The organism is Roseivivax sp. THAF30 (assembly GCF_009363575.1).
Lineage (GTDB): Bacteria > Pseudomonadota > Alphaproteobacteria > Rhodobacterales > Rhodobacteraceae > Roseivivax > Roseivivax halotolerans.
The window spans coordinates 2,194,633-2,221,236 of the sequence record NZ_CP045389.1 but is presented as its reverse complement, the minus strand read 5'-3'; the positions used below and the strand labels follow the sequence as shown (position 1 = coordinate 2,221,236).

The 26,604-nt window shown below is 64.9% G+C and carries 30 protein-coding genes; 17 read left to right on the top strand and 13 right to left on the bottom strand.

The features are described 5' to 3' along the window. Positions 1–18 precede the first annotated feature (18 nt). On the top strand, positions 19–444 hold the full coding sequence (locus FIU91_RS10830) for a DUF4174 domain-containing protein (RefSeq protein WP_152462451.1): 426 nt from the start codon (positions 19–21) through the stop codon (positions 442–444). Here the strand turns inward: FIU91_RS10830 and purL are convergent. From purL to FIU91_RS10815, 3 genes are all read right to left on the bottom strand, one after another. Continuing rightward, positions 441–2,600, bottom strand: coding sequence for a phosphoribosylformylglycinamidine synthase subunit PurL (gene purL / locus FIU91_RS10825; RefSeq protein ID WP_152462450.1), 2,160 nt, complete (start codon positions 2,598–2,600; stop codon positions 441–443). The genes FIU91_RS10830 and purL overlap by 4 nt on opposite strands. Positions 2,601–2,680: 80 nt before the next feature. After that, positions 2,681–3,244 carry a DUF6151 family protein gene (locus FIU91_RS10820; RefSeq protein WP_152462449.1) on the bottom strand — a complete coding sequence of 188 codons (564 nt, stop codon included), beginning with the start codon at positions 3,242–3,244 and terminating at the stop codon, positions 2,681–2,683. Positions 3,245–3,390: 146 nt separating this feature from the next. After that, positions 3,391–3,621: a DUF1127 domain-containing protein gene (locus tag FIU91_RS10815; RefSeq protein WP_093009859.1), complete on the bottom strand. Its 231-nt coding sequence runs from the start codon at positions 3,619–3,621 to the stop codon at positions 3,391–3,393. A 111-nt stretch (positions 3,622–3,732) separates the two neighbouring features. Between FIU91_RS10815 and FIU91_RS10810 the strand changes: the two genes are divergently transcribed. From FIU91_RS10810 to FIU91_RS10795, 4 genes are all read left to right on the top strand, one after another. Further along, a complete protein-coding gene (locus FIU91_RS10810) occupies positions 3,733–5,145 on the top strand; it encodes a PLP-dependent aminotransferase family protein (protein ID WP_152462448.1) in 1,413 nt (470 codons plus the stop codon). 176 nt (positions 5,146–5,321) lie between these two features. Beyond that, positions 5,322–5,786 (top strand): 50S ribosomal protein L13, encoded by a 465-nt coding sequence (rplM, locus tag FIU91_RS10805; protein WP_093009857.1) that lies wholly within the window; start codon positions 5,322–5,324, stop codon positions 5,784–5,786. Beyond that, positions 5,786–6,283 carry a 30S ribosomal protein S9 gene (gene rpsI, locus FIU91_RS10800; RefSeq protein ID WP_152462447.1) on the top strand — a complete coding sequence of 166 codons (498 nt, stop codon included), beginning with the start codon at positions 5,786–5,788 and terminating at the stop codon, positions 6,281–6,283. The genes rplM and rpsI overlap by 1 nt, the downstream gene beginning before the upstream one ends. Before the next feature lie 82 nt (positions 6,284–6,365). Continuing rightward, a complete protein-coding gene (locus tag FIU91_RS10795) occupies positions 6,366–7,388 on the top strand; it encodes a glycosyltransferase family 2 protein (protein ID WP_152462446.1) in 1,023 nt (340 codons plus the stop codon). Here the strand turns inward: FIU91_RS10795 and FIU91_RS10790 are convergent. From FIU91_RS10790 to FIU91_RS10775, 4 genes are all read right to left on the bottom strand, one after another. Then, on the bottom strand, positions 7,375–8,235 hold the full coding sequence (locus FIU91_RS10790; protein WP_152462445.1) for a hypothetical protein: 861 nt from the start codon (positions 8,233–8,235) through the stop codon (positions 7,375–7,377). The genes FIU91_RS10795 and FIU91_RS10790 overlap by 14 nt on opposite strands. Positions 8,236–8,237: 2 nt before the next feature. Next, entirely contained in the window at positions 8,238–8,954 is a 717-nt protein-coding gene (locus FIU91_RS10785; protein ID WP_254701948.1) for a hypothetical protein, read from the bottom strand. Next, on the bottom strand, positions 8,951–10,243 hold the full coding sequence (gene serS / locus FIU91_RS10780; RefSeq protein WP_152462444.1) for a serine--tRNA ligase: 1,293 nt from the start codon (positions 10,241–10,243) through the stop codon (positions 8,951–8,953). Before serS ends, FIU91_RS10785 begins: the two co-directional genes overlap by 4 nt. Before the next feature lie 72 nt (positions 10,244–10,315). Further along, the gene (locus FIU91_RS10775) at positions 10,316–10,960 is read right to left on the bottom strand and encodes a serine protease (RefSeq protein ID WP_172974992.1); all 645 of its coding nucleotides are present in this window, start codon (positions 10,958–10,960) and stop codon (positions 10,316–10,318) included. A 225-nt stretch (positions 10,961–11,185) separates the two neighbouring features. Here FIU91_RS10775 and yajC point away from each other — a divergent pair, with 225 nt between their 5' ends. From yajC to FIU91_RS10730, 9 genes are all read left to right on the top strand, one after another. After that, the gene (yajC, locus tag FIU91_RS10770; protein WP_093009850.1) at positions 11,186–11,473 is read left to right on the top strand and encodes a preprotein translocase subunit YajC; all 288 of its coding nucleotides are present in this window, start codon (positions 11,186–11,188) and stop codon (positions 11,471–11,473) included. A 43-nt stretch (positions 11,474–11,516) separates the two neighbouring features. Continuing rightward, the gene (secD, locus tag FIU91_RS10765) at positions 11,517–13,178 is read left to right on the top strand and encodes a protein translocase subunit SecD (protein WP_152462442.1); all 1,662 of its coding nucleotides are present in this window, start codon (positions 11,517–11,519) and stop codon (positions 13,176–13,178) included. Positions 13,179–13,191: 13 nt separating this feature from the next. Continuing rightward, a complete protein-coding gene (gene secF / locus FIU91_RS10760) occupies positions 13,192–14,163 on the top strand; it encodes a protein translocase subunit SecF (RefSeq protein WP_152462441.1) in 972 nt (323 codons plus the stop codon). 86 nt (positions 14,164–14,249) lie between these two features. Beyond that, positions 14,250–14,603: an Mth938-like domain-containing protein gene (locus FIU91_RS10755; protein WP_152462440.1), complete on the top strand. Its 354-nt coding sequence runs from the start codon at positions 14,250–14,252 to the stop codon at positions 14,601–14,603. Positions 14,604–14,739: 136 nt separating this feature from the next. Then, positions 14,740–15,348 carry a heme ABC exporter ATP-binding protein CcmA gene (ccmA, locus tag FIU91_RS10750; RefSeq protein WP_152462439.1) on the top strand — a complete coding sequence of 203 codons (609 nt, stop codon included), beginning with the start codon at positions 14,740–14,742 and terminating at the stop codon, positions 15,346–15,348. Then, positions 15,345–16,001, top strand: coding sequence for a heme exporter protein CcmB (gene ccmB, locus FIU91_RS10745; protein WP_093009845.1), 657 nt, complete (start codon positions 15,345–15,347; stop codon positions 15,999–16,001). Before ccmA ends, ccmB begins: the two co-directional genes overlap by 4 nt. A gap of 65 nt (positions 16,002–16,066) precedes the next feature. Continuing rightward, positions 16,067–16,795: a heme ABC transporter permease gene (locus FIU91_RS10740; protein ID WP_093009844.1), complete on the top strand. Its 729-nt coding sequence runs from the start codon at positions 16,067–16,069 to the stop codon at positions 16,793–16,795. Continuing rightward, positions 16,795–16,941: a heme exporter protein CcmD gene (gene ccmD / locus FIU91_RS10735; RefSeq protein ID WP_093009843.1), complete on the top strand. Its 147-nt coding sequence runs from the start codon at positions 16,795–16,797 to the stop codon at positions 16,939–16,941. The genes FIU91_RS10740 and ccmD overlap by 1 nt, the downstream gene beginning before the upstream one ends. 13 nt (positions 16,942–16,954) lie before the next feature. Continuing rightward, positions 16,955–17,476: a DsbE family thiol:disulfide interchange protein gene (locus FIU91_RS10730; RefSeq protein WP_152462438.1), complete on the top strand. Its 522-nt coding sequence runs from the start codon at positions 16,955–16,957 to the stop codon at positions 17,474–17,476. A gap of 30 nt (positions 17,477–17,506) precedes the next feature. Here the strand turns inward: FIU91_RS10730 and FIU91_RS19430 are convergent, their stop codons facing one another. Both FIU91_RS19430 and acnA read right to left on the bottom strand, forming a co-directional pair. Beyond that, complete coding sequence (locus FIU91_RS19430) at positions 17,507–17,677, bottom strand: hypothetical protein (RefSeq protein WP_172974991.1); 171 nt, start codon at positions 17,675–17,677, stop codon at positions 17,507–17,509. 192 nt (positions 17,678–17,869) lie between these two features. Beyond that, positions 17,870–20,659, bottom strand: a complete 2,790-nt coding sequence (acnA, locus tag FIU91_RS10725) for an aconitate hydratase AcnA (protein WP_152462437.1) — start codon at positions 20,657–20,659, stop codon at positions 17,870–17,872. A 304-nt stretch (positions 20,660–20,963) separates the two neighbouring features. Between acnA and FIU91_RS10720 the strand changes: the two genes are divergently transcribed. Further along, positions 20,964–21,584: a thioredoxin family protein gene (locus tag FIU91_RS10720; RefSeq protein WP_254701947.1), complete on the top strand. Its 621-nt coding sequence runs from the start codon at positions 20,964–20,966 to the stop codon at positions 21,582–21,584. Between the two features lie 19 nt (positions 21,585–21,603). Here FIU91_RS10720 and FIU91_RS10715 read toward each other — a convergent pair whose 3' ends face one another. The 4 genes from FIU91_RS10715 to purB all read right to left on the bottom strand — a co-directional run bounded on the left by FIU91_RS10715 (position 21,604) and on the right by purB (position 25,374). Then, positions 21,604–22,569 carry a lysophospholipid acyltransferase family protein gene (locus tag FIU91_RS10715; protein WP_152462435.1) on the bottom strand — a complete coding sequence of 322 codons (966 nt, stop codon included), beginning with the start codon at positions 22,567–22,569 and terminating at the stop codon, positions 21,604–21,606. Positions 22,570–22,627: 58 nt separating this feature from the next. Beyond that, a complete protein-coding gene (locus FIU91_RS10710; RefSeq protein ID WP_254701946.1) occupies positions 22,628–23,698 on the bottom strand; it encodes a flagellar motor switch protein FliG in 1,071 nt (356 codons plus the stop codon). Positions 23,699–23,841: 143 nt separating this feature from the next. After that, complete coding sequence (locus FIU91_RS10705) at positions 23,842–23,994, bottom strand: adenylosuccinate lyase (RefSeq protein ID WP_152462434.1); 153 nt, start codon at positions 23,992–23,994, stop codon at positions 23,842–23,844. Between the two features lie 72 nt (positions 23,995–24,066). Then, positions 24,067–25,374 carry an adenylosuccinate lyase gene (gene purB / locus FIU91_RS10700; RefSeq protein WP_152462433.1) on the bottom strand — a complete coding sequence of 436 codons (1,308 nt, stop codon included), beginning with the start codon at positions 25,372–25,374 and terminating at the stop codon, positions 24,067–24,069. Positions 25,375–25,459: 85 nt separating this feature from the next. Between purB and FIU91_RS10695 the strand changes: the two genes are divergently transcribed. Together FIU91_RS10695 and FIU91_RS10690 are read left to right on the top strand one after the other, a co-directional pair. Continuing rightward, complete coding sequence (locus tag FIU91_RS10695; RefSeq protein ID WP_254701945.1) at positions 25,460–25,924, top strand: DUF6314 family protein; 465 nt, start codon at positions 25,460–25,462, stop codon at positions 25,922–25,924. Between the two features lie 74 nt (positions 25,925–25,998). Then, entirely contained in the window at positions 25,999–26,604 is a 606-nt protein-coding gene (locus tag FIU91_RS10690; RefSeq protein WP_093009836.1) for a biotin transporter BioY, read from the top strand.

Here is a 26,604-nt window from a genome sequence, read left to right as displayed (position 1 = left end):
GCCGGAGGAGGGGCCCCTATGCGTCGCCTGCCCAAATGGCTCGCTCCGAGCCTCATCGCCGCGCTCCTTGGAGGTGCCGCCATGGCCCAGTCCGACCTGTTCCGTACCATGCCCGATCCTGCGGAGCTCTCGAACTGGCGATGGGAAAACAGGCTCCTCTTCGTCATCGGCGGCGGGCAGGACGATGCCGCCTTCGATGACCAGATAGAGAGGCTCAGGGCCGATCCGTCCGGGTTGAGGGATCGCGATCTGATCGTCTTCACTGATCCCGAGGGGCGCTCGGCTCTCTCGCGGGAGTTCGACGCGGAGGGGTTCGCCGTGGTCCTTGTCGGCAAGGATGGCGGCGTGAAACGGCGCGAGACTGCGCCGCTTGCGCTTGATTCACTCTATTCCACCATCGACGCGATGCCGATGCGTCGGCGCGAGATGCGCGAGGACGATTAAGCGAAGGTCTTGGCGAACTTCCCGCGATAGATCGCGCGCAGCTCCGCAAGCGGAGCGGACTGGCCGCCGATCTTCACCGTGTCGCCCTGGAACTTGCCGACGCTTCTGATCTCGACATCGGCCGTATTGGCACGGGTCATCAGTTCCTCGGCCTGGTCGAAGTTGCAGGCAACGAGATAGCGCGCCTGGTCCTCACCGAAGAGAAAGGGCGTGCTGTCATCGTCGAGGATGAGCCCGACATCGCCCGCCTCGGCCATCGTGAACGCCGCGAGCGCCAGCCCGCCATCCGAGATATCGGTGCAGGCCCGGACAAGGTCGCGGTTGTCGAGGATGAACGCGCCGTTCTTCGCTTCTTCGTCTAGATCAACGTGGGGCGCGTCGCCATCGGTCCGGTTGAACACTTCGGCAAGCAGCGCCGACTGACCGAGATGAGAGCCGGCAGCGCCGACCATCAGGAGGACATGCCCGTCGCGCGGACGACCGAGGATCGGCTCCTCACCGGCGGCGATCAACCCGACCGCGCCGATGGTCGGCGTCGGCAGGATGCCGGTGCCGTCGGTTTCGTTGTAAAGGGACACGTTGCCCGAGACGATCGGCATGTCGAGCGCCGAGCAGGCCTGCCCGATGCCTTTTATCGCGCCGACGAACTGGCCCATGATCGCCGGCTTCTCGGGATTGCCGAAATTCATGTTGTCGGTGGTGGCGAGCGGTTTCGCTCCGACCGCGACGAGATTGCGGAAGGCTTCGGCCACGGCCTGCTTGCCGCCCTCTTCGGGGTTCGCCTTCACGTAGCGGGGCGTGACGTCGGAGGTGAAGGCGAGGTGCTTGTCCGTGCCGTGAACGCGGATCACGCCCGCGCCATAGCCCGGCCCTTCGATCGTGTCGGCCATGACCTGGCTGTCATACTGCTCGAAGAGCCAGTTCTTCGCGGCGTAGTTCGGGCAGGCAATCAGCGCTTTCAGACCGTCGATCGGATTTATCCCCGGCACGTCCGACAGCGGCTCTGCCGCCGGTGTGGTCTCCCACGGACGGTCGTATTCGGGCGCGTTGCCGGACAGCGCGCGCAAGGGAAGATCGGCCTTCACCTCGCCCCCGTGCAGGATCAGGAAACGGTCCTCCGGGATGGTCTCGCCGACGATGGCGAAATCGAGATCCCATTTCTCGAAGACCGCGCGGGCTTCGGCTTCTTTCGCGGGGTCGAGCACCATGAGCATCCGCTCCTGGCTCTCGGAGAGCATCATCTCGTAGGCGCTCATGCCCGGCTCGCGGCAGGGCACGCGGTCGAGGTCGAGCTTGACGCCGAGCTCGCCCTTGTCGCCCATCTCGACGGCCGAGCAGGTGAGGCCCGCGGCGCCCATGTCCTGGATCGAGACGACCGCGCCCGTTTGCATCAGCTCGAGACAGGCTTCCATGAGGCGCTTCTCGGTAAAGGGATCACCGACCTGAACGGTAGGGCGCTTCTCCTCGATGGTCTCATCGAATTCCGCCGAAGCCATCGTCGCGCCGCCAACGCCGTCGCGCCCGGTCTTCGCGCCGAGATAGACGACGGGGCGGCCGACGCCCGATGCGGCGGAGTAGAAGATCTTGTCGGCATCCGCGAGGCCCGCGGCGAAGGCGTTGACGAGGCAATTGCCGTTATAGGCCGGATCGAACCGGGTCTCGCCGCCGACGGTCGGCACGCCGAAGGCATTGCCATAGCCGCCGATACCTTCGACGACACCGTGCACGAGTTGCCTTGTCTTGGGATGGGAGGGCTCGCCGAAGGAGAGCGCGTTCATCGCCGCGACGGGCCGGGCCCCCATCGTGAAGACGTCCCGCAGGATGCCGCCGACGCCCGTCGCCGCGCCCTGATAGGGCTCGATATAGGAGGGGTGGTTGTGGCTCTCCATCTTGAAGACGACGGCCTGCCCGTCGCCGATATCGACGACGCCCGCATTCTCGCCCGGCCCGCAGATCACCTGTGGACCGGCGGTCGGCAGGGTTCGCAGCCATTTCTTCGACGACTTGTAAGAGCAATGCTCGTTCCACATCGCCGAGAAGATGCCGAGCTCGGTGAAGGTTGGCTCGCGCCCGATGATCTCGAGGATGCGCTCGTATTCGTCGGGCTTGATACCGTGCGCGGCGATCAGATCGGACGTAATGGCCGGCTCTTGCATGGGCTCTCTCGCTCCCCTCGGGTCTGGCTTGCCGGGTCTTTAGGCCATGACTTGAGCGGAGTGAAGGGGCGCTTTGACGGTTATGACCAGCCTGCGGCCCGACGCTTCGCGCGATCGAGGATCTCGGGCGTCCGGATCGGCGCGCCATTGGCGAAGAACGGGGTCTTCGTGTCGCCGGACAGCCTGGCCGCGAGCCCGCGTCCGATCACACCCCAGCCGACCTTGGCCATGCCGCGTTCGCGCACACGCCCTGTGGCCGACTTCGTGTTCACATGGTTTCGGCAGGGGCCGAGGCGCGTCTCATCCCACGGCAGAACGAGGCCCGCGAAGGGCAGGGCGGGCGTGCCGATAGTGTTCGCGACCGGCGTGCCGCAACAGGACGCATACCACCTCAGAGCGCCGCGCGAGGTCATTCGCAGGCAGGCGAGGCTCTCCGCGCCGGCTAGGAAGGATACATTCCGCGGCAGCGTCTGGTACAATCGGGTTCCGGCCTCCGGGCCGAGATAGGTCTCGGATCGATCCAGGTGCCGGATGTAGCTTTGGCAACCCATGCAATAGCAGGCAAGCTGGGTGCCGGACGCGTCCGCAGCGATCTGCCAGCGGGTCTTGCCGCAGCTGCAGGACAAGGAAATTGGATCGGACATCGGTGTCTCCGGTCTGCGATTCCGACGATGCCATGATCGGCATGGCTTGCCCAGCGATACTGCGAAAAAAAGGGCCGCCCGAAGGCGGCCCAGGGGAAGAGGTCCGGCCCCTCAGGGATATGCAAAAGGCCGGGCCGAGGCAGGGCTCAGCCTTGCCAGAAGGGGCGGGCGGCCTCGCGGCGCGCCGCGCGCGTGTCAATCCCGATGTCGCGAAGAAGATGAGGGTCGAGCCGCGAGAGGTGCTTTCGCGTGCGCGCGCGCTCGGTCCACACGGTCAGCACCACCGCCACCTTGAGCGCGACAACCGCCGGCAGCGCAAGACGCGGCGCTTCGGCTAGGATGGCGAGAGAGGCGGAGTGAGGTGCTGCGGCGGACATGGGATATCTCCTTCGAAAATGCGTCGTCCGATTGTGTTGATACAATATGGCGCTATTGCTATGTATTAAGTGGTACAATAGGGTCTGGGTATGGTCGAGGGAAACATTGTCATGGATACAATATTGTCCGCCTATGCCGGGATCGGAGATGGAGGGCCGAAATACCGCCGCCTCGCAGATGCCGTTCGCTCTGCGATCGAGGCGGGCCGTCTGGCGCCGGGCGACAAGCTGCCGCCGGTCCGCGATCTCGCCTACGATCTCGGCATCACGCCCGGCACGGTCGCGCGGGCCTACACGATCCTGACCGATAGCGGCGCGGCGCGGGCCGAGGCGGGGCGGGGCACGTTCGTGAACGGGGCGCGGCCCGTTCGGCCCAAGCTCATGCCCGATCCGCCTTGGCCTGCGACCGAAGAAACCGAGCCGGAAAGCGCCTTCGTCAGCTTCGTGTCGCCGAAGCTGCCCGATTGCGGTCAGGTCGACATGATCCGCGCGGCCTTCGCGCGGCTTGGCGATCAGCCCGCGCTGCGGCTTTTGAATTATCCGTCCCGCGCGGCCTTCCGGCCTGCGCGCGAGGCGATCCTCGAGCATATCTCGGACACGCCGCTCGGACCCGTCTCGGAGGATGACCTGGTCTTTTCCCATGGCGGGCAGAATGGGATCGGCATTGTCATGCAGACCGTCCTGCGCGGCGCGAAGCCGGTCGTGCTGGTCGAGGAGCTCTCCTATCCCGGCTTCCGGCGTGCCGCCGAACTTCTGCGTGCCGAGGTCATCGCGGTGCCGATGGACGGCGAGGGGATCAGTCCCGAGGCGCTCGACGACCTGGCGCGGCGACATTCGGCGCAGCTTCTTTGCACCTCGCCCGAGATCCATAACCCGACGGGGATACGCACGCCCGACCATCGCCGCGAAGCCATCGCGGAGGTCGCAAGGCGGCGCGGTCTGCACGTGCTCGAGGATGATTGCTACCGGCTCGCGCCGCGCTCCGGTCCAAGCTATCGGGGTCTTTTGCCGGATCTCGGCTGGTATGTCGGGTCGATCTCGAAATCGGTGACGCCGGCATTGCGGATCGGTTTTTGCGTCGCGCCGCAAACCTGGCGCGCGGAGATGCGGCGCGTGGCCGATCACGGCTTTTTCAGCCTGTCCCTGTCGCTGGCAGATCTTCTGACGGATCTTCTCGCGCAGCCGGAGATGCCGGGCGTGCTCGATGCGGTGCGGGCCGAATACAACCGCTACATCCGGGCAGCGGCCAATATCCTCGGCCGGTTCGATCTGACCTGGCGCGACGACGTGCCGTTTTTGTGGCTGCATCTACCGTCCGGCTGGCGCGCGGCGGCCTTCGCGCAAGCGGCCGAGAAAGAGGGGGTGCAATTGCGCGCGGCGGACGAGTTCGCGCTTCGGGACGGCTTTGCCCCTCACGCGATCCGAATCGCGATCAACGCTCAGGTGTCCCTGGCTGCCTTCGAGGCGGCGATGGAGCGGGTGCGCCGGCTTCTGGAAAACCCGCCCGAGGGCATAGCCGTCTGAGCTTTGTGTGGGGTATATTGATACCTATTTTTCAAGCCTCTGATATTACTCAGTTAATTCGATAAGGCGCGTGTTGACTGTATCTTCCCGATCCTTATAACCCGCCCATCGGATCGCGCCGGACCGGGCTTTGCCTGCCTCCGGCATCGAAGACAGCAAACATTGGGGTGACCCGCATGAAAACCTTCTCGGCAAAACCGGCCGACATCGAGAAGAAGTGGATCGTGATCGACGCCGAGGGCGTCGTTCTCGGCCGCCTCGCCTCGATCATCGCGCAGCGCCTGCGCGGCAAGCACAAGCCGTCCTTCACGCCGCACATGGATATGGGCGACAACGTGATCATCGTGAACGCGGACAAGGTCCAGCTCACCGGCAAGAAGCGCCAGGAAAACTTCTACTGGCACACCGGCTATCCGGGCGGCATCAAGTCCCGCACGAAAGAGCAGATCCTTGAGGGCGCGCATCCCGAGCGCGTGGTTTTCCAGGCCGTCAAGCGCATGGTCCCGGCGAACCGCCTTGGCCGCAAGCAGCTCGCCAACCTGCGCGTCTATGCGGGCGCGGAGCATCCCCACGAGGCGCAATCGCCTGAAGTGATCGACGTCAAGTCGCGCAACTCCAAGAACACCCGGGTGGCGAAGTAATGGCTGAGCAAATCAATTCCCTCGAAGAACTGGGCAACGCGGTCACCGAAGATATCGGCGCCGTTCAGGGCACCGAGACCGAAATCAACCGCGAGCCTGTCCGTGACGAATTCGGTCGGGCCTATGCCACCGGACGCCGGAAGGACGCCACGGCGCGCGTCTGGATCAAGCCGGGCTCCGGCAAGGTCACCGTCAACGGCAAAGAGCTGAACGCCTACTTCGCGCGTCCGGTTCTGCAGATGATCCTGCGTCAGCCCTTCACTGTCGCCGGTGTCGAGGATCAGTTCGACGTCATGGCCACGGTCAAGGGCGGCGGCCTTTCGGGTCAGGCCGGTGCGGTCAAGCACGGCGTCTCCCGCGCGCTGCAGCTCTACGATCCCAGCCTGCGTCCCGCGCTGAAAGCGGCAGGCTTCCTGACCCGCGACAGCCGCGTCGTCGAGCGCAAGAAGTACGGCCGCCGCAAGGCCCGCCGCAGCTTCCAGTTCTCCAAGCGCTGAGGCGTTTGCTGGTACGAATGTCGGAAAAGGCCGTCCCTCGGGGCGGCCTTTTTCATGGCGGTGCAATGGGTTAGGAAGCGACATGCAGCTTAGTCTCGACGATCTCTGGTCCGAAGTGCGGCGCGTGAAAGGCGCGCCTGTACCGGGCGTGCCGAAGCTCTTCGCGATCATGCGCGACGAGATGGCCTTGCTGCCAGCTTTCCTGCAACATTACCGCACGCTTGGGTTCGAGCAGTTTCTGATCTTCGATGATGGATCTATCGACGGATCATCGGAACTGCTGGAAGCGCAGCCGGATGTTGTTCTGTATCGCAGCGAGCGACGATATTCGACGCCTCTCACCATCGCTTACCCGGATGGAGAGTTACGAAAGGACAGGTTCGGTATCTGGCTGAAGGCCGCCCTGCCACATGTGGAAGCACCCGGCGAGGTCGTGGCGTATTTCGATGCTGACGAGTTTCTGATCCCGCCCGACAACATGAAGAATGTCGGTCAAATCATTGAAGACATGTCTGAAAGCAGCCAATCCGTGATTTGTGCTTCGGTTGTCGAGTTCTTTCCCGAGACTGTCTCTGATCTCGAAAAGCCGATGCCGGGAACGCCTGCCGGTCTGTTCGACGCGTATCCTTATTTCGAGCCCGAAGCGCTCGTGCGGCTTAAGCAGGGGGAACAGCCTGACCCGTTCGGTATCTCGAAAACGAACCGGCTTTTCGAGATTCACGAGATCGGACGAGAGAAAGCATCCCTTTGGCGCCGCCTGCGGGGACGCGGGCCCAAGAAACGGTTCAATCGCTCGCCGCGCCACAAGCTACCCTTCATTCGGCGCGATGCGGAGACATGGCAGGTCGGATCACACTACGCGAGCGTTGCGCCTGCGCCGGACAAGCTGCTGACGATCGCGCATTTCGTCTTCACCGCGGAGTTCGCGGCCAAGATCGACCGCGCGCGCGAATGGCGGGCTCACACGGAAAGTGCCAGCAAATACGACCATTACGCGGAGCTTCTTGACGTGATGCGTGAGCGCGACGGAAGTTTTCTGAGTGAGCGCTCGGTGCGCTATGAAGGGCCGTGGCAGCTTCGCGACGCCGGGCTCATGGTGTGGTGAGAACGAATTTCGCGCTTGGCCAGAGCGTGCGGATCTGCGGTAGCCTTTCGGCAGCGGCGCGGTAGACGGCTTCGTAATGCGCCGCAATCTCGGCCGAGAGAGCGTCCGAGACCGGCGCGCCGCCAGCGCGCGCATTGACCTTCCGGGCTCCCGCTGCCGGCTCGACGGGCACGCCTGCAAAGCGCGAGAGGGATTCGATTCCCGCGTCGGTGAAGAGCTCTTCGAAGAGGCAGACATACCGCGCCTCGGGAGGAAACGCGGTCTCCATCGCGGCGAGGGTCAGGTCGTAGCGGCTGCGCGCTTCTGCCTCGTCGCTGACGTAGAACGCGCGCAACGCATCTTCAGCGTCCCGGCCGGGCGCGAGCCGGCCCTTGTCGACTTCCATCCGCATCAGCGAATGAAGCCGCGCGACCGGATCGCGCATGACGAAAATGGCGCGCGTCTCGATCCCGCGCCTGGCGAATTCGTCGCGGATTTGCGCCAGTCTGTCGGCGGGCAACGCAGCGTAGGACGGCGTGACATCACCGGTGCGCGCGATGCCGGGCTGGTTCAGAAGTCCTTGAAAGTAATCAAAATACGCGTTGGGGTCCGATTGCAGACGCCAGCGGAGGTGCTGTGCAGGCTCGTCGGCGCCGATCGTTATTTTCGCGCGGGCGCGCAGACGCTCCGCCAAGGGGGGACGCGGCACCGCGTAGCGCGCGAAGACGCCGCCGAGCGCATGTTCCCAAACCTGGTATTCGCCGAGCCGTCCGAAATCGCTGCCGGGCGCGCGGTCGAGATAGGCCTGCACCCAGCTCGAGCCGCATTTCTGCCCGCCGAGCCCGAGAAAGAAGACCGGATCTGCCAAGCCTATTCCGTATCCGTGCCGCGCAGCGCGAGGATCGCGGCGATGCCGATGGCCGCGAGGCCCGCGACGGCGATGTTGAATGGCTGCGCGTTCGAGAGGATCACCGCGACCAGCGCCCAGATCACCGTCAGCCCGTATTCAGGCGCACGGTGGAGACGGTATTGAACCGTGAGCGCCACGGCCAACGCGATGACGAGCGCGACGAGGGCCGCGGGCGTCTCTGGCAGCAGGCCATAGCCACCAAGAACCAGGCCGATGGACACCGAAGATGCCGCTGTCAGCCAGCCCGCATAGATCGCCACGGGCGAGAGCTGCCAGATGCGGTCCTCGTCGCCGACACGAAAGAGCGCCATCAGCGCGGTGCCGAGCATCGCCCAGATCATCACGGTCGCCAAAGGAACAGAGACATTCGCAGCGGGAATCCAGGCCGCGCCGATCAAGAGACTCAATGTCAGCCAGGGGCGGGCGGGTGCCCAATCTTCTTCATCGCGCCGGCGCCAAAGGCCGAAGGCAGTGCCCGCGATGAGCCAGAGATAGATCAAACCCCAGATCGAGAAGGCATAGCCCGCCGGCTGTACCGCCGGATCGTCCTGCGGGACGGGAAACTGGCCCGGCTCGAAGCCGTTGAATCCGTTCGAGAGAAACGGCGAGGCCGCGAAGGCGAGAGCGGCGATCAAGGCCGCCATTGCCCAGAGGGTCTGGCGTGTCTCGGCGCTCATGCCAAAGTGCCTTCGGCTGTCAGCCGCGTCTTGCCGCCGAGATAGCGATGCAGCACCTCGGGCAGCGTGACCGAACCGTCTTCCTCTTGGCCGTTCTCGAGAACGGCGATCAGCGCGCGCCCGACGGCAAGGCCCGATCCGTTCAGCGTGTGAAGGAACTCGGGCTTGCCGCCACCGGCGGGCTTGAACCGCGCGTTCATGCGCCGGGCCTGGAAGGCGCCGCAGGTCGAGACCGAAGAGATCTCGCGATAGGTGTTCTGCCCCGGCAGCCAGACCTCGATATCGAAGGTACGCCGCGCGCCGAAGCCGATATCCCCGGTGCAGAGCGACACGGTGCGGTAGGGCAGGCCCAGCTTTTCGAGTATGCCTTCCGCGCAAGCTGTCATTCGGCGATGCTCCGCGTCGCTCGTCTCGGGATGGCTCACCGTGACCATCTCCACCTTCTCGAACTGGTGCTGGCGAAGCATGCCCGACGTATCGCGCCCGGCGCTGCCGGCCTCGGAGCGGAAACACTGGGTATGCGCGACGTAGCGGCGAGGCAGGTAGCCCTCATCCACGGTCAAGCCGTTCACGATATTGGTAAGCGTCACCTCGGCGGTGGGCACGAGCCACCAGCCGTTCGTGGTCTGGTAGCTGTCCTCGCCGAATTTCGGCAATTGACCGGTGCCGAACATCATCTCGTCGCGCACGAGAACGGGCGTCCAGGTCTCGGACAGGGCGTTCTCATCCACATGCGTGTCGATCATGAATTGCGCCAGCGCCCGGTGCAGCCGTGCGACCGCGCCGGACAGAACGACGAAGCGCGACCCCGAGAGCTTGGCCGCCGTCTCGAAATCCATGCCGTCCTGTACGGCGGGCAGGTCGTAATGCTCGCGCGGGAGGAAATCGAAGGCGCGGGGCTCGCCCCAGCGCTTGATCTCGACATTGTCCTCTTCGTCCTCGCCGTCGGGCACGTCGTCATGGACGAGGTTCGGCAATCCCATCAGGAGGTTCGTGAGCTCGGCATCAAGATCGCGGGCGCGGGCCTGCATGGCGGCGACCTCGTCCTTCTTCTCGCCAACGAGGGCTCGAAGCCGCTCGAACTCCACTTCGTTGCCTTGCGCCTTGGCCTGACCGACCTCCTTCGAGGCACGTTTCTGCTCGGCCTGCGCGGTCTCCGCGGCGTGGATCGCGGCCCGGCGTTCCTCGTCGAGCTTCAGGATCGGGGCCGAGGCCTCGGAGATCCCGCGCCGCGCCATGGCGGCATCGAAGGCCTCCGGGGTCTCGCGAATGAAGCGAATGTCGTGCATCGCCCTGATCTCCTTGCGGTTATGCGGGCGGGCGGCGGCCGCCCGAGTCGCGATGCTTATGCCTCAAAGCGCTCAGGGTGTGTAGGGGCGCGCGAGTTCCTGAAGGACCCAGGTATCGACCTCGGCGGCGACCGCGTCCTCGCCAGAGATCGCGGAGATCACGCCGGCGATCCGGCGCGACGCGTTTTCACCGGCGATGACCGGCCCGCCCGACATCCCGCGCTCTACCGGGCAGGAGAGATACCAGCGCCGCCCGCGCCGCTCGCCGTCGCAGCTCTGCTGGGCGCGCTGAAGGTCAGGGTCGGCGCGGCCATAGCCGATGAGGGTGAAGCTGCCGGACACGCCCGCCGGGCTCGCCGGGATAGGCTCCATCGGCAAGGCTCGGTCGAGGCGCAGCACGGCGATGTCGCGATGCACGACGATGCCGTCTGCATCGACCGCATCGGGGTGGAGGGCGATCTCCACCACGCTTGCCGCGCCCGCATGGCGCCCGTCTTCCCAGCCCGCGACGAAGCCGAGGCCCCGCGTGCCGCGCACCCGCCCGTCCGAGAAGGTCACGCAATGCGCTGCCGTCAGGACGGTCGCCGGGGCAACCAGCGTGCCCGAACAGATCCTGAGCGCCGAGAATCCGCCGCCGAAAAGTCGCCCGACGGCTGGTTCGATGGCGAGGGCCGGAGCCGCGAGGAGGGTGAGGGCCAGAATAAGGATCGCGCGCATGCCGCGCAAGCTAGCGGAGACGCCGTCGCGGTCTAGAGCCTGATCCGTCTGACGGGTGCAGGAACCTTGTCGGCAGAGCGCGCGCCTCCAGTCGCGGCATCCCACTTGCAGGTTCAAACCCCCGCCAAGTCCGCTTGCATCGCCTGCGGGCCTTCCATAGGTTCCGCGCAACTTTGCAGACCCGACGGCGATACATGCGCCGGACCCCGAGAAAAGGAGCCCCTCATGGACGGAAACGCGCTGGCGCAGTTCGTGCCTCTCATCCTCATCTTCGCGATCATGTATTTCCTGCTGATCCGCCCCCAGCAGAAGAAGATGAAAGAGCATCAGAAGATGGTCGAAAACCTGCGCCGCGGCGACCAGGTCGTCACCCAGGGCGGCATCATCGGTAAGGTGGTGAAGGTCAAGGAAGGCAACGAGCTCGAGGTCGAGGTCGCCGACGGGGTGAAGGTTCGCGTCGTGCAGAACACGATCACGCAGGTTCTCTCCAAGACCGAGCCCGCCAACAGCTGACCTCCGGACGCATCGCGTCCGTAGCCCCGAAAAGGCCCTCTACATGCTGCAGATCGACACCTGGAAGCGCGTCCTCATCTGGCTCGTCGTGGCCTTCGGGATCGTCTTCGCCGCGCCGAACCTCTTCTATGATCGGGTGGAGCGGCACAACGACGCGGCCACCGCCATCGAGCGGGAGGGCGAGACCGAAGAGCGCACCGCCGCGCTCGGGGCGTGGCCGAGCTGGCTGCCTTCGACGATCATCAATCTCGGGCTCGACCTGAGAGGCGGCGCGCATCTTCTTGCCGAGGTCCAGGTCGAGGACGTGTATGACGCGCGGCTCGAGGCGCTCTGGCCCGAGGTCCGCGACACGCTGCGGCCTCTGCGGGATAGCGTCGGCACGATCCGCCTGCAGGATGGCACGCCGGGCGAATTGCGCGTTACGCTCGGCAACCCGGACGGCATGGGACAAGCGCTCTCGGCGGTGCGGGAGCTTGCACAGCCGGTGGCCTCGGTCGCATCGGCAGGTGCATCGGACATCGAGGTCTCGGGCGAGGGCGATACGCTTGTCGTGCGTCTCTCGGAGGCCGAGCAGCGCGCCACGGATGATCGCACCGTGCGCCAGGCGCTCGAGATCATTCGTCGACGGATCGACGAGGTGGGCACGCGCGAGCCCACGATCCAGCGGCAGGGCGAAGACCGCATCCTGATCCAGGTGCCGGGCATCGGCTCCGCCGCGGAGCTTAAGGACATCATCGGCACAACCGCGCAACTGACCTTCCAGCCGGTCGTCGGCCGCGGCGTGGCCGAAAGCACAGATCCCGGCATCGGCAACGAGGTCGTACCCGCGCTCGACGACGAGGGCGTCTTCTACGAGCTCGAACGGGCGCCTGTCGTGACCGGCGAAGAGCTTGTGGATGCTCAGCCCGCCTTCGACCAGAACGGCAACCCGGCGGTCAATTTCCGCTTCAACGCGCAAGGCGCGCGGGCCTTCGGCGAATACACCGCAGAGAATATCGGCAATCCCTTCGCCATCGTTCTCGACAACGAGGTGATCTCGGCGCCGGTGATCCAGAGCCACATCCCCGGGGGCTCGGGCATCATCACAGGGCAGTTCACCGTTGAGGAATCGACGCAGCTTGCGGTCCTGTTGCGCGCGGGCGCTCTACCGGCGGGGCTGACCTTCCTGGAAGAGCGCACCATCGGGCCCGAGCTCGGCCAGGACTCGATCGAGGCCGGGCAGGTCGCCACGATGGTGGCCTTCGCGCTGGTCCTCGTCTTCATGTTCGCCTGCTACGGGCTCTTCGGCCTCTTCGCGAATATCGCGCTTATCATCAACGTGGCGCTCCTTTTCGGCATCCTGTCGGTGATCGGGGCAACGCTGACCCTGCCGGGTATTGCCGGGATCGTGCTGACAGTCGGTATGGCGGTCGATGCGAACGTTCTGATCTTCGAGCGGATCCGCGAGGAGCTGAAGACCGCGCGTGGGCCGGCCCGCGCCATCGAACGGGGCTATGAGAAGGCACTCTCGGCCATCGTCGACGCCAATATCACGACGATCATCACCGCGATCATCCTCTTCGCGATGGGCTCCGGGCCCGTGCGGGGCTTCGCGCTGACGCTCGGTTTCGGCATCATCACCTCGGTTTTCACGGCGATCTTCGTGACCCGGCTCTTCGTCACCATGTGGTTCGAGCGCACGCGCCCGAAGACCATCACAGTCTGAGAGGTTCCGCCCGATGCGATTGAAACTCGTTCCCGAAGAGACCTCCGTCGACTTCTTCTCGCGCTCCAAGCTGTGGCTCGGGATCTCGGGGCTGATGATGGTCATCGCCTTCGTGTCCTTCGCCCTGCAGGGCCTCAATTTCGGCATCGACTTCCGCGGCGGCACGACGATCCGCACCGAGAGCGCGGAGCCGATCGACGTTGCGGCTTACCGCGCGGCGATGCAGGAGCTTGAGCTCGGCGATATCGTTATCTCTGAAGTGTTCGATCCGAGCTTCGGGCCGGACGAGAATGTCGCGATGGTGCGGATCGCGCCGCAGGGTGATGCAGAATCGGTGACGCCCGAGACGATCCAGGCGGTCGAGAGCGCGCTCCAGAGCGTGGCACCCGACATCAACTTTACCTCCGTCGAGAGCGTCGGGCCGAAGGTCTCGGGAGAACTCATCCAGACCGCGATCATCGCGGTGCTGCTCGCGATCGGGGCGGTGCTGATCTATATCTGGCTGAGGTTCGAATGGCAGTTCGCCCTTGGCGCGGTGGCGGCGCTCGTCCATGACGTGCTGCTGACCATCGGCATCTTCTCGGAGCTGCGGATCCAGTTCGACCTCGCGATCATCGCCGCGCTTCTCACCATCGTCGGCTATTCGCTGAACGACACGGTCGTGGTCTTTGACCGCGTGCGAGAGAATCTCGTCAAGTACAAGAAGCGGCCGCTGAAGGAGGTGCTCAACATCTCGATCAACGAGACGCTGAGCCGGACCTTGATGACCTCGGTCACGACGCTTCTTGCGCTGATCGCGCTCTTCATCCTGGGCGGTGACGTGATCCGGGGCTTCGTTTTCGCGATGATCTGGGGCGTGCTGGTCGGCACCTATTCGTCGATCTTCGTCGCGACCGCGCTCCTGCACCGACTCGGCGTGAAACGCGACTGGGAGAAACCCACCGACGGCGGTGCGGGCACGCAATTTGCCAATGTGGATGCCTGAGACGCGAGATGCCGCAGGGGCCCCGGCTTGCCGGAACGCCCTGCCGGGTCATATTGTAGATCGGTGACACGAGGGGGATACGTGCCATGCGCCTGAACGAGGTAACCTTCACGGACGCCCAGCCGGTGGACGGCTACGGGCCGGGCTTCTTCCGGATCGGCGGAGAGGCGATAGAAGGCGCACTTTGTCTCAGCCCCAAGGGCACTGAGGCCTGGGGCGGTTTCGAGGATCGCGCACAACTCCTGGCGCTGGCAGACGACATCGACGTTCTCTTCGTCGGCACGGGCCCCGAGACGGCGCATATCCCGAAAGACCTGCGACACGCCCTCGAGGAAGCCGGTATGGGCGTCGAGGTGATGGCGTCACCGTCCGCGTGCCGGACATACAATGTCCTTCTCTCCGAAGGCCGGCGCGTGGCGCTGGCGGTGCTTCCGGTCTGAGCCTTGCGCGATGTGGCGCGGGCGAGGGGGCCCTTTGCCCCCTCGCGCTCCCCCGCCGGTATTTATGCCAACCCAAAGTGAGGGCCGCGCGCGAGAGCGGTTCCGTTCCCGCGCGGGGCAGGCTAGGTCTTGGGCCATGTTGACAGTGTCCGATCTTTCCGTTGCGCGTGGGGGCCTGCCGGTTCTGAGCGGCGTGAGCTTTGCTCTGCAGGCGGGTGAGGCACTCATTCTGCGCGGGCCGAACGGCTCGGGAAAGACGACGCTCCTGCGCTCGGTCGCGGGGCTTCAGCCGCCGCTGTCGGGGACAATCGAGGGCACCGACCGCATCGCCTATGCCGGGCATCAGGACGGGATCAAGACCGCGCTCAGCGTGGAGGAAAATCTCGGCTTCTGGGCGTCGGTCTTCGGGACGGTCAAGATCGAGGCCGCGCTCGAGGGCTTCGATCTCTTGGGTCTCAAATCGCGGCTGGCCGGGAACCTGTCGGCGGGTCAGAAGCGGCGGCTCGGCCTGGCCCGGCTTCTCGTCACTGGACGGCCGGTCTGGGTGCTGGACGAGCCGACCGTGTCGCTCGATGCAGCCTCGGTCGCGTTGTTCGCGGGGGCGGTGAAGGCGCATCTTGCCGGCGGCGGCGCGGCTCTCATGGCGACGCATATCGATCTGGGTTTGCCGGAGGCGCGCAGCCTCGACGTGACGCCGTTCAAGGCGCGGCCCGAGGAGCTTGGCGCAGACGAGGCGTTCCTGTGAGGGCGCTGATCGCACGCGATCTGGCGCTGGCCGTCAGGGCCGGAGGCGGGTTCGGTCTCGGCCTTGCCTTCTTCCTCATCGTCGTGACGCTGATACCGTTCGGCGTTGGGCCGGAGACGACGCTTCTGACCGAGATCGCGCCGGGCATTCTCTGGATCGGTGCGCTTCTGGCCTGTCTTCTGTCGCTGGACCGGGTCTTCGCACTCGATTGGGAGGACGGATCGCTCGACCTTCTGGCGACGGCGCCGCTTCCGATGGAAGGCATCGTCACGATCAAGGCGCTGGCCCATTGGCTGACGACCGGTCTGCCGCTGGTGCTGGCCGCGCCAGCGCTGGGGCTCCTCCTGAGCCTGCCCGCGCCGGGATATCTGTGGCTGTTCCTGTCGCTTCTGATCGGCACGCCCGCCTTGTCGGTGATCGGCACGTTCGGCGCAGCCTTGACCGTCGGCCTGAAGCGCGGCGGGCTTCTCTTGTCGCTCCTGGTGCTGCCGCTCTACGTGCCGACGCTCATTTTCGGGGCCGAGGTCGCGCGGCGCGGAGCCGACGGACTCGCGGTGGAAACGCCGCTCCTGATGCTGGCGGGGCTGTCCTTCGGCACGCTGGCGCTCTTGCCCTTCGCCTCGGCGGCCGTCCTTCGGGTGAATCTGCGATAGCGCTTGCGCGCGCCCGCGAGCACATGTGAATTGTCCCTGCCTGTCCGAGGCCTTAAGGAACGCTCATGTCGCTTTGGGAATATGCCAATCCGGTCAAGTTCATCCGCACGACGGACCGCGTCCTGCCGTGGCTGGCATGGCTTTCGGCGGTCTGTCTTGCGGTCGGTCTGATCTGGGGATTCTTTTTCACGCCTGACGATTTCCGGCAGGGCTCCACCGTGAAAATCATCTATCTGCACGTGCCCTCGGCGCTGATGGCGATCAATGGCTGGCTGATGATGCTGGTGGCGTCGCTGATCTGGATCGTGCGGCGGCACCACGTCTCCGCGCTGGCCGCTCGTGCCGCGGCCCCGGTCGGCGCGACGATGACGGTGATTGCCCTGGCCACGGGCGCGATCTGGGGGCAGCCCATGTGGGGCACCTACTGGGCGTGGGATCCGCGCCTGACCTCCTTCCTGATCCTGTTCCTGTTCTACCTCGGCTACATGGCGCTCTGGGCGGCGATCGAGAATGACGACACGGCGGCGGATCTCACCTCGATTCTCTGTCTCGTCGGATCGGTCTTCGCGCTTCTGTCGCGCTACGCGGTGAACTTCTGGAACCAGGGACTGCACCAGGGCGCGTCGCTGTCCCTCGACAAGGAAAAGAACGTGGCGGATGTGTTCTACTTCCCGCTGCTTGTTTCCATCGCGGGGTTTGTCCTTCTTTTTATCGCCCTTGTCTTCCTGCGGACCCAGACCGAGATCCGGGCGCGACGGATGCGGGCGCTTCTGGCGCGGGAGCGGATGGCGTGATGCCGGATCTTGGAAAATATGCAGATGCGGTCCTGTCGGCCTACGCGGTCTCCCTCGTTTTGATCGTGGCATTGGTCGCGTTCAGCGTCATGCGTGCCCGCAAGGTGCGGCGCGAGCTTTCGGATGTGGAGGGACGCCGTGGCTAGGATCTCGCCTTTGATGATCCTGCCGCCCGTCATTTTCGCGGCGTTCGCGGGTCTCGCCTATGTCGGCATGCAACGGGTCGATCCCGATTCTCTTCCCTCGACGCGCCTCGGCCAAGAGGCGCCGGCCATCACCGAGACTACGCTGGGCGAGCTGCCGGGCGTCACGCCGGAGATGCTGCGGTCGGGCGAGGTGACGCTTGTGAACTTCTGGGCCAGCTGGTGCCCGCCCTGCCGGGTGGAGCATCCAATGCTCCTCGAGATGCAGGACGAGGGGATGCCGATCATCGGCGTCAACATGAAGGATCAGGCCAATTCGGCACTGACCTACCTCGCCGACGAGGAGAATCCGTTCGCGGCGGTCGCCTACGATCCTCAAGGGCGCACCGCGATCGACTGGGGCGTCACCGCGCCGCCCGAGACCTTCATCCTCAGCGGAGAGGGCGAGGTGCTCTTCCGCTTCACTGGCCCTCTTGTCGGATCGGATTACGAGCAGCGGTTCGTGCCGGAACTCGAGGCGGCGCTGGCCGAGGAATAGTCCGGTCCTTTGTCCCGGTCTGTCGCGGTTTCAGGTGTCGGAGGGGCGCGCGCAGCGCCCCTCCGTGTCCTGCAGGCATGTCGTGTCCGAAGCCGCTGCGTGTCCGTCGCTCGCCGCGTAGGCCCCGAGGACCGTCAGTGCCACCAGCACTGCGGCCTGTATCATCGTGACGACCGTTCTGCCTGTCCGTCCTGCCTTCATCGTCTGATCCCTTCTGATGCGGGGTTACGATGCGGAAGGTGTAAGCCCATGCGGGGGGATTTGGCGCCTCACGAGACCGCGACGGGCGGAAAGCCGCCAGCGACCCGACCTCACGGGCGGCGTCGCGGTTGAGCGACGAAAAAAGCCCTGCAAATGCAGGGCTTTCTCCAGGTTACAGGCAGATGGACGACGTTAGGCCGCCTTGGCGAGGTTCCGCAGCACATAGTGCAGGACGCCGCCGTGACGGACATACTCGACCTCGATGGCTGTATCGATCCGGCACTTCAGGGTGATCTCCTTCTCGGAGCCGTCTTCCATCGTGATCTTGCAGGGCAGCTCGGCGCCAGGCGTCACGTCCTCGAGCCCGTGGATCGAGACCGTTTCCTTGCCGGTCAGGCCCAGCGAGCTGCGGGTGTCGCCGCCGGTGAACTCGAAAGGCACCACGCCGAAGCCGACGAGGTTGGAGCGGTGAATCCGCTCGAAGCTTTCCGCGATCACGGCTTTCACACCGAGAAGCGCCGTGCCCTTGGCCGCCCAGTCGCGCGACGAGCCCGCACCGTATTGCTCACCGCCGAAGATCACGAGCGGCGTGCCCTGATCCTGATAGGCCATCGCGGCGTCGAAGATCGAGGTCTGGTTGCCGTCGGGATCGAGCGTGTAGCCGCCCTCGACGCCGTCCAGCATCTCGTTCTTGATGCGGATATTGGCGAAGGTGCCGCGCATCATGACTTCGTGGTTGCCGCGGCGCGAGCCGTAGGAGTTGAACTCCCGCGGCGGGACCTGACGATCCACGAGGTATTGCCCAGCCGGGGTCGTTTCCTTGAACGAGCCCGCAGGCGAGATGTGGTCGGTGGTGATCATGTCGCCGAGGATCGCGAGAACGCGCGCCCCTTCGACATTGTGGATCTCGCCCGGCTCTTTCGACATGCCCTGGAAATAGGGCGGGTTCTGCACGTAAGTCGACGTGGACGGCCAGTCGTAGGTCTCCGCGTCGGTGGTCTCGACCGAGCGCCACTTCTCGTCGCCTTTGAACACGTCCGCGTACTTCTCCTGGAAGCTCTCACGCGTGACGGTCTCTTCCACGAGCTTGGCGATCTCCGCCTGGCTCGGCCAGATGTCCTTGAGGTAGACGTCGTTGCCGTCCTTGTCCTGGCCGATCGGGCTGTTCGCCACGTCGATATTCATGTCGCCTGCGATCGCGTAGGCGACGACGAGCGGCGGCGAGGCCAGGTAGTTGGCGCGCACGTCCGGGCTGATCCGGCCCTCGAAGTTCCGGTTGCCCGACAGAACGCTGGTCGCGATCAGGTCGTTATCGGCGATGCACTTGGAAATTTCCGGTGCAAGCGGCCCGGAGTTCCCGATGCAGGTCGTGCAGCCGTAGCCGACGAGGTTGAAGCCGATTGCATCGAGATGCTCCTGCAGGCCCGATGCCTCGAGATAGGCGGACACGACCTGGCTGCCCGGCGCCAGCGAGGTCTTCACCCAGGGCTTGCGGTCGAGGCCGAGTTCGCGCGCCTTCTTGGCGACCAGACCGGCGCCGATCATGACGTAGGGGTTCGACGTGTTGGTGCAGGACGTGATCGAAGCAATGACGACAGAGCCGTCATGGAGCTGGAATTCCACCTCCTCGCCGTCGATATCCTTCATCTTCACGAAGCCGCGCTTGTGGCTGCCTGTATCGCCCGGAATCTCGGACGGTTCGGGCATGCCGCCTTCGCCTTCCCAGCGAACTTCTTCCTGCGGGCTCGCATCCTTGCCGTTCCGCTGACCGGCGATGTAGTCGTGGAAGGTCTTTGCCGCCTCGTCGAGATTGACGTGATCCTGCGGACGCTTCGGGCCCGAGATCGCCGGCTTGACGGTGGTCATGTCGAGTTCGAGCGTATCGGTGAAGATCGGCTCGGAGCCAGCCTCGCGCCACATGCCCTGCTGCTTGGCATAGGCTTCGACGAGCGCGATGCGATCCTCATCCCGGCCGGTCTGGCGCAGGTAGCGCAGGGTCTCGTCGTCGATCGGGAAGAAGGCGCAGGTCGCCCCGAATTCGGGGGACATGTTGCCGATGGTCGCCCGGTCGGCAAGCGTCACGTTGTCGAGCCCGTCGCCGTAGAATTCGACGAATTTGCCGACGACGCCCTTCTCGCGGAGCATCTGGCAGACCTTGAGCACGAGGTCGGTCGCGGTCGTGCCTTCGACCATCGCGCCGGTGAGCTTGAAGCCCACGACTTCGGGGATCAGCATGGAGATCGGCTGCCCGAGCATCGCGGCCTCGGCCTCGATGCCGCCGACGCCCCAGCCAAGGACGGCCGCGCCGTTTACCATCGTTGTGTGGCTGTCGGTGCCGACAAGCGTGTCGGGATAAGCCACGTCCTCGCCGTTCTGGTCCGCATCGGTCCAGATTGTCTGCGCGAGGTATTCGAGGTTCACCTGGTGACAGATGCCGGTGCCCGGCGGCACGACGCGGAAGTTCGCGAAGGCGCCTTGGCCCCACTTGAGAAACTCGTAGCGCTCGATGTTGCGCTCGTATTCGCGGTCGACGTTCATCTGGAAGGCGCGGGGATTGCCGAACTCGTCGATCATCACCGAGTGGTCGATCACGAGATCGACCGGGTTCAGCGGATTGATCTTCTGCGGATCGCCGCCGAGCGCCTTGATCCCGTCGCGCATCGCCGCAAGGTCCACGACCGCCGGAACGCCGGTAAAGTCCTGCATCAGAACGCGCGCCGGGCGGTAGGCGAGCTCGCGCTTGGACTTGCCGCCGGCTTCGGCCCAGGCCGAGAATGCCTTGATATCGTCGGTATCGACGGTGACGCCATCCTCGTAGCGCAGCATGTTTTCCAGGACGACCCGGAGAGACTTCGGCAGCTTGGAAAAGTCGCCGAGGCCCGCCTTCTCGGCGGCAGCGATCGAATAATAGGCAATGGTGCGGTCGCCAACCTTGAGGGTCTGGCGGGTCTTGTTGCTGTCTTGGCCGACGGTAATGGGCATGAAAAGCCTCCATGACGTGACGTGAAAGAAGAGGGCTTGGGTGGTATCTGCATCAACACGCCGAGCCGATCAAGAGTGTCACACGGTTTTATGTATACAATGGTGCACAAATTTCCGCCGTGACATCGGTGACGCGCTCTCGCAGCCTCTCGCAATTCGTTGATTGTTCATTTCAGGGGCGGGCGGCTACATCTTTCGAGGTTTGGACAAGCGGGGTTCCATGGCTGTTTCAGGTCTCATTCGGGCGTCTGCACTTGCCGGAGCGTGCCTCTGGGCCGGAGCGGCTCACGCGGAGGATGCTCCCGTGGTGATAGAACTCTATACCTCGCAGGGCTGTTCCTCCTGTCCGCCGGCGGATGCGCTGTTGAACAAGCTGGCGCTGGATGAGAACGTCATCGCGCTCGCGCTGCATGTCGATTACTGGGATTACATCGGCTGGAAGGACAGCTTCGCCAATCCCGCCTTCACCGCGCGCCAGAAGGGATACGCCGAGGCCGCCGGGCGCCGATCGATCTACACGCCGCAGATGATCATCGACGGCACGCACGACGTGGTCGGCAATCGCGCCAAGGACGTGACCGCCATCGTGGCGCGCGAGGCGGGGATCGAGACGCCGGTCTCGATCCGCCTCGCTCGGAACGGCGACGCACTCAGCATCGCGCTCTCCTCGGACGCGCCGGTCGGGCCGGTCGATATCCATGTCGTGCGCTACCGCGCCGGCGACACGGTTTCGGTCGAGCGCGGTGAGAATGCCGGGCGTGATCTCGACTATTCGCACATCGTGACCGATTGGGACGTGGTTGCACGGTGGGACGGCGATTCACCCCTGACGACCGAGGTTCCGGTGTCGGGCGATCTGCCGATCGTTGTCCTCGCCCAAGAGCCCGATTACGGTCCGATCTTGTCAGCGGCGCGCCTGAAATAGACGTCCGTGGCGGCGCGGCTCACTCGGCTTTCTGAGCCGCCTCGCGAGCGCGCTTTCGGGCCTTCTTCTCCTGACGTCTTGGCTTCCAGCGGCGATGGATCCAGAACCATTGCGCCGGATCCTTCTCGATCCGCGCCTCGAGGCGGCGCGTCATCTCGCGCGTCATCTCAACCGGATCGCCGTGCGGAATAGACGGCTCGAAGATGCAATCGAAGCTGACGCCGTCGTTGCGGCGAATGCCGAAGAACGGCATGAGCAGCGCATTGGTCCGAAGCGCGATTTCCGCCGCCGATGTCAGGGTCGGCGCGGGCTTTCCCAGGAAATCGATCTTCGCGCCGGAGCTGTCGTAGACATCGAAGAGCAGGACGCCCATGCCGCCTTGGCGGATGTGCTTCACAAGGCCCATCGTGCCACGCCGGCCCTGTTCGAAGACCGGCCCCGATAGCGCATGCATGTTTTGTGCGTAGTGCGCGTTGAAGAACGGATTCGACATCGGACGATAGAGCCCGCCGATCTGGTAGCCCCGCGCGACAAGCGCGGCCCGCGGGGCTTCGAAATTGCCGAAGTGGCCGGTGACGAACAGGACCGGTCGGCCCTCTTGGCGGGCCGCCTCCAATTCCGTGACGCCCTCACCCAGAAGCGGGCTGCCGGCCATCCTGTCGCGAAGGCCGAGAACGTCGTAATTCTCGATCATCGTGCGCCCGGCATTGTCCGAGACCGCGCGGGCTATGGCGCGGCGTCGATCCTCGGTCATGTCGGGCCATATATAGGCAAGATTGGCCTCGGCGCGGGCTCGGTATCCGGCCAAAGGCGCGACCACGCGAGAGATAAGTCCGCCCATGATCGACAGACGCATCCGTAGCGGAAGCGTCAATGCGAGGCGGATCAGCGCGCGCAGGACGATATCGGTCACCCAGTCGATCCGGCTTCCCGCAAGCTCCTCGGCTTCGGCCTCGGTCGCGTTTGGCTCTTCTTTGCGCGTCATCCATCCGCCTGTCTGCCTCTCGCGCCCGTCTTAGGGGCGCGGGGGCGGCGCGGCAAGGTCAGCCCGGACCGGGTGCGCGAAGCCGGATCTCGCCCGACGCCTCCATTTCCCGGATGGCGGCGACCACGGCGTTCTGGGCGGCCTCGACCTCGTTGCGGGGCGTGGAGGCAACCTCGGCCGCTTCCTCGCGCAGCGTGGCGGCCATGCGCGTCGAGAGGTTCGCGAGCACGAAATCCACCGTCCGGTTCTCCGCCTCGCCCATCGCGCCGCCGAAAGCGCGCGCAAGCACATCGTTCTCGACATCGCGGGTAATCTTGGGGGCATCCTCCGGGGCGAGACGTTCAGCGATGTTCTCGAACGTGAAGATCTTGCGGCGTACCTGTTCGGCAAAGTCCTGGTCCGCCTCCTCGAGATTTGTCAGCACTTCGTTGCGGGTTTCGGCGCGCGAGAAGTTCAGGATGCTGCCCAGCCGCTCCTCGGGTTTGCGGTCGAAGGCGCGCGGCGGGCGGGCGTCGAGTTGCGCGGCGAGGCTGAGGCCGATCCGATCCACCGTGTCGGGCGTCACGCCCGCTGTCTTGGACACCGCATGTGTGATTCGGCGGGCGCGGGCACCCGGAATGAGCGCTAGCACCTCCGCGGCGCGGGCGACCTCGATCCGGCTGAGCATCACTGCCGCCACCTCGATGCTTTCGGTTTCGACGAGTTCAACGAGCGTCTCGGCTTTTTCCGCGCTGATGATCTCCCACGGATCACCGGTACGGCGCACGCCGCTTTCCTTGCGTAAGCGCGCGGCGGTCCGGGACGAAATGCGGCCGTCGAGAGCGGTCAGCGCACGGCTCATGTTTCCCGGAAAGGACATGCCGACCGCGTCCAGCTCGTCCGCGAATTCGGCGATGACCGAATCGAGCGTGGTTCGATCGATGTAGCGCATCGCGCCGAGTTGCAGCGTGAGTTCCGATTGCAGCGTTTCGGGCAGCGAGGAGAGCGGAATGTCCGTCCCTTCGTTTAGGATGAACTGCACGATGATCGCGGCCTTGGCCTTCTGGCTGAGCCGCGCCGGCATCCGCGCGGCACCGGGATCGGGAGCGTCGAAAGCAGATTGAGGCGTGAAGGGCGCGATCTGGGACATCGGGGCAGGCGGATCCTTTGCGGATATCGGTGCCACCCTCACTATCGCGCGCTCGGTTAAGGAAGGCTGACCAACACCCGGACCCGAATAGAAAAAGGCGGCCCCTGACGGGCCGCCCCCATATGTCTATCGTTGGATCAGGATCAGCCTGTCACGACCTGACAGCTGCCCGTCTCGGAGTCGTAGATCATCCCGTCAGCGCAGGTCATGCGGGCGTCGCTATAGCCGCAGGACGCGAAAGCGGAAAGCGTCGACGCAACCGTGAGAAACGCGGCGGCAAGAGCAGTCTTGATCATCGTCAAACCTCCTTTTGGATGAAGGAAGGCTAGCACGGCTTTACCTTGCGTCAAAGTCACAGGCGCGCGGGGTCAGGCCTCGCCGAAGACGCGGGTGAAGATCGTGTCGACATGCTTGGTATGATAGCCAAGGTCGAATTTCTCTTCGATCTCGGCCTCGCTCAGCGCCGCCCGCACCTCGTCGTCCTTGAGGAGTTCCTCTTTGAAATCAGCGCCTTCTTCCCATACCTTCATGGCATTGCGCTGCACGAGGCGATAGGAATCCTCGCGGCTGACGCCGGCTTGGGTCAAGGCCAGAAGCACCCGCTGGGACATGACGAGCCCTTTGAACTTGTGCAGGTTCCTGAGCATCGTTTCTGGGTAGACGACCAAATTTTCAACAACCGAGGTCAGACGGGCCAGCGCGAAATCAAGCGTGACGGTCGTATCGGGGCCGATATTCCGCTCCACCGAGGAATGCGAAATGTCGCGCTCGTGCCAGAGCGCAACGTTCTCCATCGCAGGGATCACAGCCATCCGCACCAGCCGCGCGAGGCCGGTGAGGTTCTCGGTCAGGACCGGGTTGCGCTTGTGCGGCATCGCCGAGGAGCCTTTCTGCCCCTTCGAGAAGAATTCTTCGGCCTCCAGCACCTCGGTGCGCTGCATGTGGCGGATTTCGGTCGCGACGTTCTCGATGGAGCTGGCCACAACGCCCATCGCCGCGAAGAAGGCGGCGTGGCGGTCGCGCGGGATGACCTGCGTCGAGATCGGCTCGGGCTTGAGGCCCAGTTTCTCGCAGACATGCACCTCGACCGCGGGATCGATATTGGCGAACGTGCCGACCGCGCCCGAGATCGCGCCCGTGGCGACCTCTTCGCGAGCGGTCTTCATGCGGGCAAGGTTGCGGTCCATCTCGGCGTAGAACCGTGCGAAGGTAAGGCCCATCGTGGTCGGCTCCGCATGGATGCCGTGGGAGCGGCCGATGCGGACGGTGTCCTTGTGCTCGAAGGCGCGTGTCTTGAGCGCGGTGAGCAGCTTCTCGAGATCCGCAATGAGGATGTCTGCGGCTCGAACCAGCTGAATGTTGAACGTGGTATCCAGCACGTCCGAGGAGGTCATGCCCTGGTGCACGAAGCGTGCCTCGTCGGCGCCGACGATCTCCGACAGGTGCGTCAGGAACGCGATGACGTCATGCTTGGTGACCGCTTCGATCTCGTCGATCCGGGCGACGTCGAACGCCACGCCATCCGCCTTCCAGACGGCCTCGGCATTGGCCTTGGGGATCACACCGAGCTCCGCCTGCGCATCGCAGGCATGGGCCTCGATCTCGTACCAGATGCGGAATTTCGTCTCGGGTGCCCAAATCGCGACCATGTCGGGGCGGGAATAGCGAGGGATCATGGGAGGTCAGCCTTTCCTGACTTGTAACGGGCTCGCGAGCGGTCATAGACTGCAGGTGCAGCATCGACAAGGGAAGGGAGCCCGTTTGCGCGCCAACCCGTCGCCTCGGCCTTCGGCCGGGCCGCCTCGGCACCTCTTCGATTTCGAGGGATGCTGGCGGTTCCGCCGCAAGATCCTCGACCGCACGCTGGGACAGCTTTCCCAAGGGCAGGGCAGCGTCAACCTCGTGCGAGACGGCGAGCGACTGATCTATGACGAGGAAATCACGCTGTCTTTGCCAGGTCAGAAGCCGATCACGGGCACACGGCGCTATCTCTGGACCGCGCATCCGCGCGGGGTTGAGATTTTCTTCGACGACGGCCGTCCGTTTCACCTGATGGACCTGTCCGAGCCGCAGCCGTCGGATCTGCACGATTGCGCGCCCGATCGTTACCAAGTGATCTACGACCTTGCCGATTGGCCCGTTTGGGGCGCGGTCTGGGAGGTGCGGGGACCGCGCAAGGATTACCGTATGGACACGCTCTTCGTGCGAGCGAAAGGCAGCGAGTGACGCTAAGCCCTTGCACGCAAGCGGCGCAGACGGCATGAAGTTTTCAAAGATACGCTGGACAAGGGAGATCCCCGATGAATGAGACGCTGAGCCGCAATGTGCTGGTCGAGACGTTCGGAGCCACCGAGGGCGCAGCGCTGCGCGTCAAGCAGGCGGCACTTGTCGTTGTCGGCATCCTCGCCTTCGCCATCCTCGCCAAGGTCAAGGTGCCCGTGCCAGGATCGCCGGTCGCGATCAACATGGGCACGTTCGCGGTTCTCTCGATCGCTGCCGCCTACGGCCCGCGTCTCGGGCTGACGACCATCATGGGCTACATGCTGATCGGCGCGCTCGGTTTCGACGTGTTCCAGAGCTCGACGGCCGAACTCAACGGGCTTGCCTACATGACCGGCAGCACCGGCGGCTATCTGGTCGGCTACGTTCTGGCGACGCTTCTCCTGGGCGCCGCAGCCCGCGCCGGGTGGGACCGCACCGCGCCCAAGATGGCCGGAGCGATGTTGCTCGGCAACGTCATCATCTACGTCCCCGGCCTGCTCTGGCTCGGCGTGCTCTATGGCTGGAACGAGCCGATCCTCGCATGGGGTCTCTGGCCGTTCCTCCTCGGCGATGGCCTGAAGCTGGCACTGGCGGCCGTGGTCCTTCCGCTCGCGTGGAAAGCGGTCGGCCGCGCGCGCGGGTGA